Source organism: Streptomyces galbus (assembly GCF_005280195.1).
In the GTDB taxonomy this organism is placed as follows: domain Bacteria; phylum Actinomycetota; class Actinomycetes; order Streptomycetales; family Streptomycetaceae; genus Streptomyces; species Streptomyces galbus.
Map to the genome: position 1 here is coordinate 529267 of NZ_SZPR01000010.1, position 14389 is coordinate 543655.

Consider the following 14389-nt stretch of genomic DNA (forward strand, 5'->3'; position numbering starts at 1 on the left):
GGTCCGCGCTAAGGGCGTGCCCTCGGTTTGGCACATCGGGGTCGCGGCGGCGATAGTCGGCCGGTGACCACAGCCGCCGACCCCCGCCGCCGCCTGCGCGGACCCGCCTGGGCGGGCCGCAACTACAGCCTGCTGACGGCCGCCGCGTTCGTGACGAGCCTCGGCAGCCAGGGCGCGCTCGTCGCCGCCGCCTTCGCCGTGCTCCAGGCGGGCGGCGACGGCGGCGACGTGGGTCTGGTGGCCGCCGCGCGGACCCTGCCGCTGGTGCTGTTCCTGCTGATCGGCGGCGCGGTCGCCGACCGCCTCCCCCGCCACCGGGTGATGGTCGCGGCCAACGCGCTGAACTGCGTCTCGCAGGGCGCGTTCGCCTGTCTCGTGCTGCTGGGCGAGCCGCGGCTGTGGCAGATGATGCTGCTGGCCGCGCTCGGCGGCACCGGCCAGGCGTTCTTCGGTCCCGCCGCCGAGGGCATGCTGCTGTCCTCGGTCGAGGGCGAGCAGGCCGGGCGGGCGTTCGCCGTGTTCCGGATGGCGATGCAGGGCGCGGGGCTCGGCGGGGCGGCCCTCGGCGGGGCGTTGGCCGCCGTTGTCGGACCGGGCTGGGTCCTCGCGGCGGACGCCGTGGCCTTCGCGGTCGCCGGCGCCCTGCGCGCCGGCCTCGACGTGACCCACATCCCCGCGCGCGTGCCGGGCGGCGGGCTGCTGACCGACCTGCGCGAGGGCTGGCGGGAGTTCAGCGGCCGGCCCTGGCTGTGGGGCGTCGTCCTGCAGTTCTCGATCGCCAACGCCGTGGTGGGGGCCGCCGACGCCGTCTACGGTCCCCTGGTGGCCGACGAGCACCTCGGCGGGCCGGGCCCGTGGGGCCTCGCGCTGGGGTTCTTCGGCGCGGGCACGGTCGCGGGCGCGCTGCTGATGACGCGCTGGCGGCCGCGCCGCCTGCTGCTCGCGGGCACGCTGGGCGTCTTCCCGCTGGCCCTGCCGTCCGCGGCGCTGGCGGTTCCGGTGCCGGTCGCGGCGCTGTGCGCGGTGATGTTCCTGACCGGGGTGACCGTGGAGGTGTTCGGCGTGTCCTGGATGACCGCCCTGCACCAGGAGATCCCCGAGGAGAAGCTGTCGCGGGTCTCGGCCTACGACTGGTTCGGCTCCGTCGCCCTGGTCCCGCTGGCCACGGCGCTGGCCGGGCCGGCCGAGGGCGCGTTCGGGCGCGGCGCGGCGCTGTGGGGCTGCTCGGCCCTGGTGGTCGTGGTCACCGCGGCCGTGCTGTGCGTACCGGACGTACGCGCCCTCCAGCGACGTACGAAACGGGTGACGGAGCAGGGGACGGAGCGGGCCGTGCGGGCGGGTGCGGCGGACGCCCCGGTGGGCGCCGCGCGGGACGCGGAACGGCTCCGCGCCGCCCGGGGTCCTTCAGCCGATGCCGAAGGCGCCCTCGGGCGGCAGGGGTGACGGCACGGCGTCCTCGTCCGTCACCGGCCGCGCGTCGCCGGTGAACCGCCGGACGCCCCGCCCGTGCTCCACCCGTGCCGGGAACGCGTCCGCGGCGGTGCGCCGGGCCAGCGCCGCCGTGTCGAACGGGCGGTGCGCGGCGACGAGGACCGCGTTGCCGAACCGCCGCCCGCGCAGCACCGCCGGCTCGGCGACGAGCACCAGCTCCTCGAAGAGCGCGGCGAACGTCGCGAGTTGGGAGCGCAGGAAGGCGAAGGGCGCCGTGTCGGCGAGGTTCGCCAGGTAGACGCCGTCGGCGCGCAGAACGCGCTCGGCCTCGCGGGCGTAGGCCAGCGAGGTCAGGTGGGCGGGCACCCGGGAGCCGCCGAAGACGTCGGCGACCAGCACGTCGGCACTGTCGTCGGGGGCCGCCTCCAGCCAGGCCCGGGCGTCGGCGGTGTGCAGGGCGATCGCCGCGTCCGGGGGCAGCGGCAGGTGGTCGGCGACCAGGTCGAGCAGGCCCCGGTCGGCTTCCACGACGTCCTGCCGCGAGCCGGGCCGGGTGGCCGCCAGGTAGCGGGGCAGCGTCAGGGCGCCCCCGCCGAGGTGCAGCACGTCCAGCGGCCGGCCCTCCTCGGCGGCCAGGTCGAGCACGTGGCCGAGCCGCCGGGCGTACTCGAACTCCAGGTGGGTGGGCTCGTCGAGGTCGACGTACGACTGCGGCGCCCCGTCGACGGTGAGCAGCCAGGCCCGCTCCCGGTCGACGTCGGGCATGAGCTTGGCGACGCCGAAGTCGGTGGTGCGGCTGACGGGGAGGGACTCGGTCACCGTTCCATTGTGCGGTGACCGGGTCCGCGGGCCCGCGCCGCCCTCAGCCGCCGGTGTCCCGGGGGCCGCCGGCGTTCCTCAGCGCCTCGCGCACGGACAGCGGGGCGAACCGGTGCCCTTCGCGCGCGAGGAAGCCCCGTACGGCGTCGGGGTCGGTCCGGGCGTACTCGCGCAACGCCCAGCCGATGGCCTTGCGCACGAAGAAGTCGGGGTGCGCGCTCTGGCGCAGGCAGTAGCCGAAGAGCCGGTCCGCGTCGGTGTGTTCCTTGCGGCGCAGTTGGTGCAGCAGGGCGGTGCGGACGACCCACAGGTCGTCGTCGGCGCTCCAGGCGTCCATGGCGGCGGTGAGCCGGGGGTCGGCCGCCACGAGGGCGCCCACCACGTGCACGGCGAGCAGGTCGACGGTGTCCCACCAGGGGACGGTGGTGACGAGCCGGCGGGCCACCGGGAGGAAGCCGGAGGACAGCCGGCCCGCGTGCCGGCGCAGGAGGTCGACGGCGAAGTACTGGTACTCGCGCTCGGGCAGCCGCCAGCAGCGCAGCGCGACGGCGGTGCAGTCGGCCTCGTCGGGGCGCGGGGTGCCCGCGAGCACGGTGCGGGTGAGGGCGCGGCGCTGCGGCGCGGGGATGCCCAGGAAGGGCGCCACGTCTTTCATGTAGGCCCGCATCACCGCACCTTGGGCGGGGTCGGCCGCCGCGCCGAAGGCGCTGGTCAGCCGCTCCAACAGGGTGTCGGCCAGGGCGCTGTGCGGGACGTCGGGCGGACCGGCGGCTGTCACCGTCATGAGACGAACCATACGGCGATCACACCTGTCCTTCGGTTAGGGTCGCCGGATGCTCGATGCCACCACCCGCTCTGGGGGCACCATGACCGCCACGGCCCTTCCCCAGGCCCTGGCCACGGAGCTCACCGTCCCGTCGGCGGCCGTCGTCCCCCCGGCCACCGTCCGTTCCGCGCGAGCCCGGGGAGGTCTCGCCGCGCGCTGCACGCGCGTGCTGCTGTCCCCCTGGTCGCGCTTCGCCCTGCTGGTCGCGCTGCTCGCGGGCGCCGCGTCCTGCGTGCTGCTGTTCCAGCCGCAGCGGCTGCTCGCCGACGGCTGGCCGCCCCAGCTCGGCGGGGCCGCCGCGACCCTGGCGTTCGCCGTGGCCTACGGCCTGTGCACCGTGGCGTTCGTGCCGCGGCCGCTGCTGAACCTGGCGGCGGGCGCGCTGTTCGGCTCGCAGTTCGGTCTGGCCGCGGCGCTGGCCGGCACGGTGCTGGGTGCCGGTGCCGCGTTCGGACTGGGCCGCCTCCTGGGGCAGGACGCGCTGCGCCCGCTGCTGCGGGGGCGCTGGCTGAAGGCGGCCGACGGCCAGCTCAGCCGGCACGGCTTCCGCTCGATGCTGGCGGCGCGGCTGTTCCCGGGCGTGCCGTTCTGGGCCGCGAACTACTGCGCCGCCGTCTCCCGGATGCGCTGGCCGGCGTTCCTGCTCGCGACCGCGCTGGGCTCGGTGCCCAACACGGCCGCGTACGTCGTCGCCGGCGCCCGCGCCGCGTCGCCGACGTCGCCGGTCTTCCTGGTCGCGGTGGCCGCGATCGCCCTGCCGGCGCTGGCGGGCACCGTACTGGCCTGGCGCAAGCGCCACCACCTGCGCGCCCGGTAGCGCCCGGGCGGGCGCCGGCGGCGCCCGGACCGTGACCCGGGGACGGCCCGACAGGGTGTCAGACCGTCTCCAGGATCATCGCGTTGGCCAGCCCGCCCGCCTCGCACATGGTCTGCAGGCCGTAACGCGCGCCGCGGTGGCGCAGGGCGTGGACCAGGGTCGTCGTCAGCCGCGTCCCGCTCGCGCCGAGCGGGTGGCCGAGGGCTATGGCGCCGCCGTGCACGTTGACTCTGGCGAGGTCCGCGCCCGTCTCCTGCTGCCAGGCCAGGACGACGCTGGAGAACGCCTCGTTGACCTCGAACAGATCGATGTCGTCCAGGCGCAGCCCGGCCCGGCGCAGCACCCTCTCGGTGGCCGGCACGACGCCGGTGAGCATCAGCAGCGGGTCGGAGCCGGTGACGGCGAAGCTGTGCAGCCGGGCGAGCGGGCGCAGCCCGAGGCGGGCGGCGGTCTCGCTGGAGGTGATGAGCACGGCGGAGGCGCCGTCGTTGATGGGGCTGGCGTTGCCGGCGGTGATGTTCCACTCGATCTGCGGGAAGCGCTCGGCGAACACGGGGTCGTGGTAGGCGGGCCGCAGGCCGGCGAGGACCTCGGGGGTGGTGTCCGGGCGGACGCACTCGTCGCGCGAGACGCCCTCCAGGGGTGCGACCTCGGCGTCGAACAGCCCCTGCCGCCAGGCGGCGTCGGCCCGGTGGTGGGAGGCGACGGCGAAGTCGTCCAACTGGGCCCGGCCCAGTGACCACTTGGCGGCGATCAGCTCGGCGCTGATGCCCTGCGGGACGAGCCCCTCCGGGTAGCGCGCGGCGACGCCGGGGCCGAACGGGTCCGCGCCGGGCGGCACGTTTGACCACATCGGCACACGGCTCATCGACTCCACCCCGCAGGCGACGACCAGGTCGTAGGCGCCGGCCAGGACGCCCTGGGCGGCGAAGTGCACGGCCTGCTGGGAGGAGCCGCACTGGCGGTCCACGGTGGTCGCGGGCACCGACTCGGGGAAGCCCGCGGACAGGGCGGCGTAGCGGGTGGTGTTCATCGCCTGCTCGCCGACCTGGTCGACGGTGCCGCCGATGACGTCGTCGATGAGCGCCGGGTCGATACCGGAGCGCTCGACCAGGGTGCGCAGGGTGTGGGCGAGGAGCTCGACGGGGTGGACGTGCGCGAGGGACCCGTGGGGCTTGCCCTTGCCGATGGGGGTGCGTACGGCTTCGACGATGACTGCGTCACGCATGTGCGGGCCTCCTTGGCCGCCGGGGCGATTACCAGTGAGTAGGAAATCTGGATCCACCATAGTCGCGTGGGTTGGAAAAACAAACCCTCGCCTAGACTGGACGTCATGGCCGCCACCAAGGACCCGCGCCCCTGTTCGATCGCCGACGCCCTCGCCGTCGTCGGCGAGAAGTACTCCCTGCTCGTGCTGCGCGAGGTCTGCCTGGGCAACAGCCGCTTCGACCAGCTCGTGCGCAACATCGGCGCCCCGCGCGACGTCCTGGCCACCCGGCTGCGGCGCCTGGTCGACGCCGGGCTGCTCACCAAGCGGGCCTACCAGGACCGGCCGCAGCGCTTCGAGTACCGGGCCACGCAGGCGGGACTCGACCTGGAACCGGTCCTGATGAGCCTGATGGCCTGGGGCGACCGCCACCTGCGCGGCGACGACGACCGCCCGATGGTGATCGAGCACTCCTGCGGCAACGAGCTGCTCCCCGTGGTCACCTGCGCGGCGTGCGGGGCGGAGGTCCGCCACGAGGACCTGACCGCCCACCCCCAGGCCCCGGGGTGGACGGTGAAGGGACCGACGGCGGCCTGAGCGGGCAGGCGCGGGGCGCCGCGCCACGAGGGCCCGGCGGCTCCCCGGGTCGAGGCACGGCCGAGGCGTCCGGGTCAAGGCACGGCCAAAGCGGCTCCAAGGGCCGCCCAAGGGTCCGCCAAGGCTTCGGCCGAACCCCTGTGGCGGGCTTGTCGTACCCGGGCGCTAGGCTGCCCCCGACACACGTGATCACCGCCGCGGGCGGCCGTCGTGTCCGTCGCCCCTGTCCCGATCGGCACTTGGACTCCTTAACTCCATGTCTTGGTTTGAATCCCTCGTCCTCGGACTCGTCCAGGGGCTGACCGAGTTCCTCCCCGTCTCCTCCAGTGCGCACCTGCGGCTCACCGCGGCGTTCTCCGGCTGGAAGGACCCGGGGGCCGCGTTCACGGCGATCACCCAGATCGGCACGGAGGCGGCGGTGCTGATCTACTTCCGCAAGGACATCGGGCGGATCATCGCCGCGTGGAGCCGTTCCCTGGTCGACAAGGCCATGCGCGAGGACCACGACGCCCAGATGGGCTGGCTGGTGATCGTCGGCTCCATCCCGATCGGCGTGCTCGGCGTGACCCTCAAGGACCAGATCGAGGGCCCGTTCCGCGACCTGCGGGTCACCGCCACCATGCTGGTGGTGGTCGGCATCGTCATCGGCATCGCCGACCGGCTGGCGGCCCGCGACGAGAAGGGCGGCCGCCACCGGGCGCCCAAGCAGCGCAAGACGCTGGAGCACCTGGGCGTCAAGGACGGCCTGATCTACGGCCTGTGCCAGGCCTGCGCGCTGATCCCGGGCGTCTCCCGCTCCGGTGCGACCATCAGCGGCGGTCTGTTCATGGGCTACCGGCGCGAGGCGGCCGCCCGTTACTCGTTCCTGCTCGCCATCCCGGCGGTACTGGCCTCCGGCGTCTTCGAGTTGAAGGACGCGATGGAGAGCGACCACGTGGCGTGGGGTCCGACGCTGTTCGCGACGGTGATCGCCTTCGCGTCCGGGTACGCCGTCATCGCGTGGTTCATGAAGTACATCAGCACCAAGTCCTTCATGCCGTTCGTCTGGTACCGCGTCGCGCTGGGCATCGTGATCATCGCGCTGGTGGCGACGGGCACGCTGAGCCCGCACGCGGCGGAGTCGGCGGGCTGACCTGCGGTCACTGCGGAACGTGAGCACCGGCACGGACGGTCACCCGGGTGCGGCCGTGACCGACCCCATACGGTCTGCGTAGCCGTCCGGTAGCGCGCTGTCAGCTCTTGGCCCTACGCTGGTGCGCATGTTCCCCGATTCTGCCGACCCTGGTTCCGTGCGGTCTGCTGCCGAGTTGAACGAGCGGATCAGGGCCCTGTGGCTGCGTGCGGGCGGTTCCCTGTCCGCCGCGGAGCGCGCCGAGTACGAACTCCTGGTGGTCGAGTGGGCCGCGGCCATCCGCGGCGGCGTCGTAGAAGCAGCCTGACCGCGCCCGCTCCTCGGGACGGTCCCGTCGGGCGGAGCACACACCCACGCATGCGGCACCTCAGCACCGTCCCGCCCCGCCGGGGGACCGTCATCTTCCTGAACGGCACGTCCAGCTCCGGCAAGTCCACGATCGCGGCCGCCCTGACCCGCGTGCTCGACGAACCCTGCTTCCACATGGCGGTCGACGCCTTCCACGCGATGCGCTCGCCCGCCCCGGTCCCCGCCGACCGGCTGGACGCCGTGCTCCACCGCACCTGGCAGGGTTTCCACCGGGCGGTGGCCGGCATGGCGGCCGCCGGCAACGACGTCGTCGTCGACCACGTCCTGAGCGCCGAGTGGCGACTGCGCGACTGCCTCGCCCTGTTCGACCCCCGCGACGTCGTCCTCGTCGGCGTGCACTGCCCGTTGGCGGAACTCGAGCGCCGCGAGCGGGCGCGCGGCGACCGCCCCACGGGGCTCGCGGCCCGTCAACTCCCCCAGGTGCACGCCCACGGGCTCTACGACCTGGAGTGCGACACCGCCCGCGAGGACGCCGACGTCATCGCCCACCGCATCAAGGACTTCCTCCCCCGGCGCCCCTCCCCCACCGCCTTCGAGCAACTGGCCGACCCCGCCGTAAGGGCACGCCTCAGCCGAGGATCCCGCGGTCGTACGCCACCGCCACCGCCGCCGCACGGTCGTTGACGCCGAGCTTGGCGTACAGGTGCGTGAGGTGGGTCTTGACCGTGGCCTTGGCACCAGCGTCCCGGCCCGGCGGCACGCACCGCATCGGCCGTCGCGCTGGACACGGCATCAGCCGATCGGTTGATGCGGGGGCACGACGTCGCCGGGCACACGGGCGCTACGTGGCCGGGCAGCGCTCTGCCCGACGGGGCTCAACGCCGCAGGTGCCGCAGCGCCTCGTCGTCCGCCTCGTACGGCCGTTCCTCAGGCAACAGCGAGCGGGCACGGTCGAGTTCACCGGCCCGCACGTGCGCGTGGACCCGCCGGGCGAGGGGTGTCACGTCCGAGATGCCGACGACCCACTCGTCGGCGTAGCGGGCCGTCGCCTCACCGGCGAGGCCGAGCTGCAGGGAGCGGTGCGGGAGCGGACGCAGGTGCAGGTCCCGCTCCGGGTCCCACTGCACGCGGGCCGGGGACCGCCGCAGCTCCCGCTTCCAGGCGGCCGCGTCCCCGTGCAACTCGGGCACGTGGTGGGACAGGCACGCGTGGCGCAGCGCCCACGCGAAGCCCTCCCGGGTGATCTCCACAGCGAGGACCGTCTCCTGGCCCTCCTTGGTGCCCCAGCCGCAGCGGTACATCATCCACAGGAACGACGGCTTGATCCACGTCATCCGCTCCCGGCTCCAGGAGGACGGGAACCGGCCCGTGCGGGCGGCGGCGGTGCCGATCTCCGGGCGGTACGCCTGGTAGACGGTGATCGTGGACGCGGAGTACCGCGCACGGATGCCGAACGTCGGCTCCCGCTCGGCGAGTTGCTCCACCTGTTCGACTGACTGATCGTTCACGCCTCCAGCCTCCCCCGGGTGCGGGCGCACGGCCACCGAATAACGCGCGCCCGGCGCACGCCTCTTGGCTGTGCCGTCCCCATGCCCAACACTCGGCGCATGACGCAGCGTGCGGAACTCGCCACCGTGCTGGACCGGCTGGCCGTCGACGGACTGATCACCGACTACGCCGTGGCGGTCGACGACGGCGACTGGACGGCGTACCGGAACCTCTTCACCCCCGACGGACGCGCGGACTACCGCTCGGCGGGCGGTATCGAGGGCGGTGCCCGGGACGTCGCCGACTGGCTCGCCGGCAGCCTGCGGCCGTTCGCCGTGCGCCAGCACCTGATCGTCAACCGCCGGGTGCGGTTCGGCGTCCTGGAGCAGGACACCGGCGACACCGCGCGCGTCCGGGCCGACTACCTCATCCCGCTGGGCCGCGCGGGGGACGACGGGCGGGACGGGGGCGTGCGGGCACCCGACGTCGTGAGCGGCGGCCGGTACGCCTTCGCGCTGCTGCGCACGGACGACGGCTGGCGGGTGAGGGAGCTGGTCGTGCAGGAGAAGTGGCGCCGCCCGCCGGACCGCACGGGCTGAACCGTGCGGTGACGGACAGCGTGGCACCGCCCGCCCGCACGGGACGCCCGCCCCACCACCCCCTCCATGCCCGGGCCGGCCCGACGTCCCCTGTCGGAGATCGTCCGCAGCACGCACACTGGAGGCACGACGGGGTAGGGAGCCGCCCATGAAGACGCTCGACCGCCGGCTCGCCTCCCCCTGGCGCCGCTCGGCCCTCGCCGCCCTCGCCGGCGCCCTGCCCGTGCTGGCCTACCCCGCCCCCGCCCTGTGGTGGTGGGCGTACGTCGCGCTGGTCCCCTGGCTCCTGCTGGCCCGGGCCGCGCCGACCGGGCGCCGCGCCCTGTACGACGGCTGGAGCGGCGGCTTCGGCTTCATGCTGGCCCTGCACCACTGGCTGCTGCCGGACCTGAACGTGTTCACCCTGGTCATCGCCGCCCTGCTGGGCGTGCTGTGGGCGCCGTGGGCCTGGCTGGCGCACCGGTACCTGACCGTCGGGGCGGGCGCCTCGCGGGCGCGGGTCGGGGTGGCGCTGCTGGTGCTGCCGTCGGCGTGGCTGGCCGTGGAACTGGTCCGCTCCTGGCAGGGCCTGGGCGGGCCGTGGGGCATGCTGGGCTCCACCCAGTGGCAGGTGGCGCCCGCGCTGCGGCTCGCCTCGATCGGCGGGGTGTGGCTGCTGAGCTTCCTGGTCGTCGCCGTGAACGTCGCGGCGGCGGTGCTCGTCGCCGTGCCGTCCTCCCGGGCGCCCGCCGTCGCCGGCCTGGTCGCCACCGCGGCCGCTACCTCCGCGGCCTGGGTGTGGGCGCCGCGCCCGGACGGTGCCGGACGCACCCGGATCGCCGTCGTGCAGCCCGGTGTGATCGACGGTGTCGACCGCCGCTTCGACCGGGAGGAGCAGCTCACCCGCCGTCTGGCCGGCCAGGGCGTCGACCTGGTCGTGTGGGGCGAGAGCAGCGTCGGGTACGACCTGGCGGCCCGCCCCGACCTGGCCGGCCGGCTCGCCGCCCTGTCCCGCTCGACCGGCGCGGACATCCTGGTCAACGTGGACGCCCGCCGCTCGGACCGGCCCGGCATCTACAAGAGCTCGATCCTCGTCGGACCGCAGGGGCCCACCGGCGACCGGTACGACAAGATGCGCCTGGTGCCGTTCGGGGAGTACATACCGGCCCGCTCCCTGCTCGGCTGGGCCACCTCGGTCGGCAAGGCGGCCGGTGAGGACCGCCGGCGCGGCACCGAGCAGGTGGTGATGCACGCCGGGCCCGGGCTGCGGATCGGCCCGATGGTGTGCTTCGAGACGGCGTTCCCCGACATGAGCCGGCGCCTCGCGGACGACGGCGCCGACGTGCTGGTCGCGCAGTCGTCGACGTCGTCGTTCCAGCGGAGCTGGGCGCCCGCGCAGCACGCCTCGCTGGGCGCGCTGCGCGCCGCCGAGACGGGCCGCCCGTTCGTGCACGCGACTCTGACGGGTGTCTCCGCGGTCTACGACGCGAGCGGGCGACGGCTCGGGTCCCGGGTGGGCACCGGCGCGAGCACCGCGGCGGTGTACGAGGTGCCGCTCGCGCACGGTGTCACGCCGTACGTGCGGTTCGGCGACTGGCCCGTGCACGGGAGCCTGCTGGTGCTGGTCGCGCTGGGCCTCACGGAGGGGGCCCGGGCGCTCAGGCCGCGTCGGAGCGCTCCTGGACCGCTCGCACCACCCGCTCGCACAGTTCGTGAGTCGCCAGCGCGTCCCGGGCGCTGAGCGTCCGGCCGGCGCGCACGGCGTCGAGGAAGGCGAGCGCGGCCTGTTCGATGCCGCGCTGCCGGGCCACCGGCACCCAGTCGCCGCGCCGGCGCACCGTGGGCTGCCCCTTGTGGTCGATCACCTCGGCGAGGTTGACGACCTGGCGCTTGGAGTCCTGCCCGGACACCTCCAGCACCTCCTCGGTGGAGCCGCTGAGCCGGTTCATCACGCCGAGCGCGGTGAAGCCGTCGCCGGCGAGCTGCAGCACGACGTGGTGCAGCAGCCCGTCCTCGACCCGCGCCCGCACGGTCACGTCGTCGACCGGACCGGGCACCAGGAAGCGCAGGGTGTCGACGACGTGGATGAAGTCGTCGAGGACCATCGTGCGGGGCTCCTCGGGCAGCCCGACCCGGTTCTTCTGGAGCAGGATCAGCTCGCGCGGGTGGTCGGCGCACTGCGCGTACCCCGGGGCGTGCCGCCGGTTGAAGCCGACGGCGAGGGAGGTGCCGCGCGCCTCGGCGAGCTCCACCAGCCGCTGGGAGTCCGCGAGGTGGTAGGCCAGCGGCTTGTCCACGTACGTCGGGACGCCCGCCACCAGCAGCCGGGCGACGATCTCCGGGTGGGCGGCGGTCGGCGCGTGCACGAAGGCCGCGTCCAGGCCGGCGGCGAGCAGCGCGTCCAGGTCGCGGTGGCGCTGCGCCGGGGGCAGGTGGAGGGAGTCGGCGACCCGGTCGAGGGTGGCCGGGGTGCGGGTCTGCAGGTGCAGTTCGACCCCGGGCTGCACGCCGAGGACCGGCAGGTACGCCTTCTGCGCGATGTCACCGAGTCCGATGCAGCCGACCTTCACGGGAGCCCCTTCCCTGCTGTGTGCGGATGCGTGTTCGCATGCCTGCACCGCAGCATACGGTGCCGGTCCGGCCGGCCCCACGGGAGGAAAAGGCGTGATGGACCGGCCCCCGGCACGCCACGATGCCCGCATGACCAAGACGACGCAACGCACCATGCCCGCCCAGAACGCCGACGAGCGCGCCATGCTGGAGGGCTGGCTGGAGTACCACCGCCAGACCCTGGCCGCGAAGTGCGAGGGCCTCACCGACGCCCAGCTCAGGACCGCCGCCGTAGCACCGTCCGAACTGTCCCTGCTGGGGCTCGTGCGGCACATGGCGGAGGTCGAGCGCCACTGGTTCCGCAGGATCCTCGTGGGCGAGACCCGCGACCCGATCTACTACGACGAAGCCGACCCCGACGGCGACTTCCACACCGGCGAACAGGACACGTACGCCGAGGCGCACGGCACCTGGCAGGAGGAGGTCGAGGAAGCCCGGAAGAACGCCGCCCGGCACGCGCTGGACGACCTCTCCGTCGGCAAGGGCCGCTCCACCGGCGAGCCGTTCAACCTGCGGTGGATCTACACCCACATGATCGAGGAGTACGCCCGCCACAACGGCCACGCCGACCTCCTGCGCGAACGCATCGACGGCACGACCGGCGACTGAACCCGGCCGGCGGGACGGGCGATCACCCGTGCGGGGCAACCTGCGCCCGTCCGCTGTCGCGCGGGACGGCGCAGGCACCAGAGTGGCGCGGGTGCAGCGAACGACGACTACCGCAACGCTCCTGGTCGCGACGGCCCTCACGGCCCTCACCGGGTGTATGACCGTGCAGGACCATCCGTCGGCGCCCGGCGCCCCGCCCTCGGCGTCCTCGCGGCCCTCGCTGCCGCGGTCGGACGGCCCGGCCGGAGCCTAGGTGGCGCAGGCACCCGCACGGGAGGCGCTGGAGAGGGTCGGTCCGTCGGACCCCTCCCACCCGGCGTCCGGCGGGCCGCGGCGGGCGGCGGGCGGACAGGACAGCGCCGGGCGCCCCGCCCCGCACCCCCGTCCACCCCGTCCGGCACCGCACCGGACCGGCCGGTCCCGCGCGGAGGTCCCCGACGCCCGGAAGGCCGCGAAGAGCGCCTCCGACGCGGTGCGCCGCAGCACCGACGTGTGCGCGCTGGGCAAGCGGTACGGGGGCTGGCGCGCGGACAGCCCGCAGGCGGTGATCTGCGAGCGGACGTACGGCCGTTAGAGGGGGGCGGCGACGGCTGCGTCCGGGGGCACGTCGACGCCGCGCGCGCCCGACCGGCTCAGCCGCCTCGGCGGGACGGGATGCCGTGCTCCCCGTCCGGGCCCTCGTCGCCGAGCCGCAGCTCCAGGCGTCCGATCGCCGCGCGCACCCCGGCGCCGTAGCCGTCGTCGGCGAGGACGTCCGCCGCGGCGCGGGCCCGGCGCACATGGGTGCGGGCGGCGGCCACGCGGCCCAGCTTGGCGTAGTCCGCGGCGAGACTGAGGTGCAGCGAGGGGTACAGGGCGCGCACCGCGACCGACTCCCGGTGCTCCTCGGCCGCCGTCAGCGCCCTGAGGTCCCAGGCCAGCTCGTCCTCGGGGTCGTCGTGGGTGTCGGCCAGGTAGTGGGCGAGGGTGCAGCGGTGGAGCGGCTCGCCGTGCTCGCCCAGCTCGGTCCACAGGTCGAGGAGGCGGCGGCGGGCCTCCTCGCGGTCGCCCCCGTGGTGCAGCATCACGACCTGGCCGATCCGTGTGGGCACGCTGTCCGGCGCCGCCCGTTCCCGTTGCTCCGCCACCGCGTCCTCCGCGTCCTCGTCGGCCGTCGCACCGCTGCTGCCACCGACGCTAGCCCCAGCCGTGGGAGGGCGCGCCCGGGCGGCGGGCCGGCGCGGGGCCGGCCCGGAGGGTGCCCGGGCGCCGGACGCGGGCCGGCGCGGCCGGGGGATCAGCCGAGGTCGGGGATCGTCCAGTCGATCGGCTCGTGCCCCTGGCGGGCCACCGCCTCGTTGATCTGCGTGAACGGGCGCGAGCCGAAGAACTTCTTCGCCGACAGCGGGGAGGGGTGCGCGCCCTTGACGACCGCGTGGCGCGTCTCGTCGATCAGCGGGAGCTTCTTCTGCGCGTAGTTGCCCCACAGGACGAAGACGGCCGGGTCGGGCCGGTCGGCGACGGCGCGGATCACCGCGTCCGTGAACTTCTCCCAGCCCTTGCCCTTGTGCGAGTTGGCCTCGCCGGCGCGGACGGTGAGGACCGCGTTGAGCAGCAGGACGCCCTGGCGGGCCCACGGCATCAGGTAGCCGTTGTCGGGGACGGGAGTGCCCAGCTCCTCGTGCATCTCCTTGTAGATGTTCCGCAGGGACGGCGGGATCTTCACCCCGGGCCGCACCGAGAAGCACAGCCCGTGGCCCTGGCCCTCGCCGTGGTAGGGGTCCTGACCCAGGATCAGGACCTTCACCCGGTCGTAGGGCGTGGCGTCGAGCGCGGCGAAGACCTCCTCGCGCGGCGGGTAGACCGGACCCCTCGCCCGCTCGTCCTCGACGAACTCCGTCAGCTCCTTGAAGTAGGGCTGCTGCAGCTCGTCGCCCAGCACCCCGCGCCAGGAATCGGGCAGCATGGCGGTGTCGGTCACGTCAAC

The 14389-nt window shown here is 74.7% G+C and carries 18 protein-coding genes; 10 read left to right on the forward strand and 8 right to left on the reverse strand.

The features are described from left to right. The first annotated feature begins 63 nt into the window (after positions 1-63). Positions 64-1443, forward strand: coding sequence for an MFS transporter (locus E4U92_RS10730; RefSeq protein WP_137300073.1), 1380 nt, complete (start codon positions 64-66; stop codon positions 1441-1443). Here the strand turns inward: E4U92_RS10730 and E4U92_RS10735 are convergent. Further along, positions 1405-2250: a spermidine synthase gene (locus E4U92_RS10735; protein ID WP_137300074.1), complete on the reverse strand. Its 846-nt coding sequence runs from the start codon at positions 2248-2250 to the stop codon at positions 1405-1407. The two genes, E4U92_RS10730 and E4U92_RS10735, sit on opposite strands and share 39 nt — an antisense overlap. A 43-nt stretch (positions 2251-2293) precedes the next feature. Continuing rightward, positions 2294-3034, reverse strand: a complete 741-nt coding sequence (locus E4U92_RS10740) for a DNA alkylation repair protein (protein ID WP_137300075.1) — start codon at positions 3032-3034, stop codon at positions 2294-2296. 49 nt (positions 3035-3083) lie between these two features. Between E4U92_RS10740 and E4U92_RS10745 the strand changes: the two genes are divergently transcribed. After that, entirely contained in the window at positions 3084-3893 is an 810-nt protein-coding gene (locus tag E4U92_RS10745; RefSeq protein ID WP_137300076.1) for a TVP38/TMEM64 family protein, read from the forward strand. Positions 3894-3951: 58 nt separating this feature from the next. Here the strand turns inward: E4U92_RS10745 and E4U92_RS10750 are convergent, their stop codons facing one another. After that, positions 3952-5121: a thiolase family protein gene (locus E4U92_RS10750; protein WP_137300077.1), complete on the reverse strand. Its 1170-nt coding sequence runs from the start codon at positions 5119-5121 to the stop codon at positions 3952-3954. A 105-nt stretch (positions 5122-5226) separates the two neighbouring features. Between E4U92_RS10750 and E4U92_RS10755 the strand changes: the two genes are divergently transcribed. From E4U92_RS10755 to E4U92_RS10770, 4 genes are all read left to right on the forward strand, one after another. Beyond that, positions 5227-5697: a winged helix-turn-helix transcriptional regulator gene (locus tag E4U92_RS10755; protein WP_137300078.1), complete on the forward strand. Its 471-nt coding sequence runs from the start codon at positions 5227-5229 to the stop codon at positions 5695-5697. Positions 5698-5953: 256 nt separating this feature from the next. Further along, entirely contained in the window at positions 5954-6829 is an 876-nt protein-coding gene (locus E4U92_RS10760; protein WP_137300079.1) for an undecaprenyl-diphosphate phosphatase, read from the forward strand. A 127-nt stretch (positions 6830-6956) separates the two neighbouring features. Continuing rightward, positions 6957-7136, forward strand: coding sequence for a hypothetical protein (locus tag E4U92_RS10765; protein WP_137300080.1), 180 nt, complete (start codon positions 6957-6959; stop codon positions 7134-7136). 50 nt (positions 7137-7186) lie between these two features. Then, positions 7187-7822, forward strand: coding sequence for a chloramphenicol phosphotransferase CPT family protein (locus E4U92_RS10770; protein WP_137300081.1), 636 nt, complete (start codon positions 7187-7189; stop codon positions 7820-7822). Here the strand turns inward: E4U92_RS10770 and E4U92_RS37220 are convergent. Both E4U92_RS37220 and E4U92_RS10780 read right to left on the reverse strand, forming a co-directional pair. Continuing rightward, the gene (locus E4U92_RS37220) at positions 7767-7931 is read right to left on the reverse strand and encodes a LuxR C-terminal-related transcriptional regulator (protein WP_137300082.1); all 165 of its coding nucleotides are present in this window, start codon (positions 7929-7931) and stop codon (positions 7767-7769) included. The genes E4U92_RS10770 and E4U92_RS37220 overlap by 56 nt on opposite strands. Before the next feature lie 82 nt (positions 7932-8013). Then, positions 8014-8646, reverse strand: a complete 633-nt coding sequence (locus E4U92_RS10780) for a DUF4291 domain-containing protein (RefSeq protein WP_137300083.1) — start codon at positions 8644-8646, stop codon at positions 8014-8016. Positions 8647-8745: 99 nt separating this feature from the next. On the opposite strand from E4U92_RS10780, the gene E4U92_RS10785 reads away from it, so the two are divergent. Together E4U92_RS10785 and lnt are read left to right on the forward strand one after the other, a co-directional pair. Then, positions 8746-9225 carry a nuclear transport factor 2 family protein gene (locus E4U92_RS10785; RefSeq protein ID WP_137300084.1) on the forward strand — a complete coding sequence of 160 codons (480 nt, stop codon included), beginning with the start codon at positions 8746-8748 and terminating at the stop codon, positions 9223-9225. A gap of 148 nt (positions 9226-9373) precedes the next feature. Next, positions 9374-10945 (forward strand): apolipoprotein N-acyltransferase, encoded by a 1572-nt coding sequence (gene lnt / locus E4U92_RS10790; protein ID WP_137300085.1) that lies wholly within the window; start codon positions 9374-9376, stop codon positions 10943-10945. On the opposite strand, the gene E4U92_RS10795 is transcribed toward lnt, so the two are convergent. Then, entirely contained in the window at positions 10863-11774 is a 912-nt protein-coding gene (locus E4U92_RS10795; RefSeq protein ID WP_137300086.1) for a Gfo/Idh/MocA family protein, read from the reverse strand. The two genes, lnt and E4U92_RS10795, sit on opposite strands and share 83 nt — an antisense overlap. Positions 11775-11904: 130 nt before the next feature. Between E4U92_RS10795 and E4U92_RS10800 the strand changes: the two genes are divergently transcribed. Together E4U92_RS10800 and E4U92_RS10805 are read left to right on the forward strand one after the other, a co-directional pair. Beyond that, entirely contained in the window at positions 11905-12423 is a 519-nt protein-coding gene (locus E4U92_RS10800) for a DinB family protein (RefSeq protein WP_137300087.1), read from the forward strand. Positions 12424-12676: 253 nt separating this feature from the next. Next, on the forward strand, positions 12677-12997 hold the full coding sequence (locus E4U92_RS10805) for a hypothetical protein (protein ID WP_308433295.1): 321 nt from the start codon (positions 12677-12679) through the stop codon (positions 12995-12997). Between the two features lie 58 nt (positions 12998-13055). Here E4U92_RS10805 and E4U92_RS10810 read toward each other — a convergent pair whose 3' ends face one another. After that, positions 13056-13550: a hypothetical protein gene (locus tag E4U92_RS10810; RefSeq protein ID WP_137300088.1), complete on the reverse strand. Its 495-nt coding sequence runs from the start codon at positions 13548-13550 to the stop codon at positions 13056-13058. A 149-nt stretch (positions 13551-13699) separates the two neighbouring features. Then, positions 13700-14383 (reverse strand): uracil-DNA glycosylase, encoded by a 684-nt coding sequence (gene ung / locus E4U92_RS10815; protein ID WP_137300089.1) that lies wholly within the window; start codon positions 14381-14383, stop codon positions 13700-13702. Positions 14384-14389 lie beyond the last annotated feature (6 nt).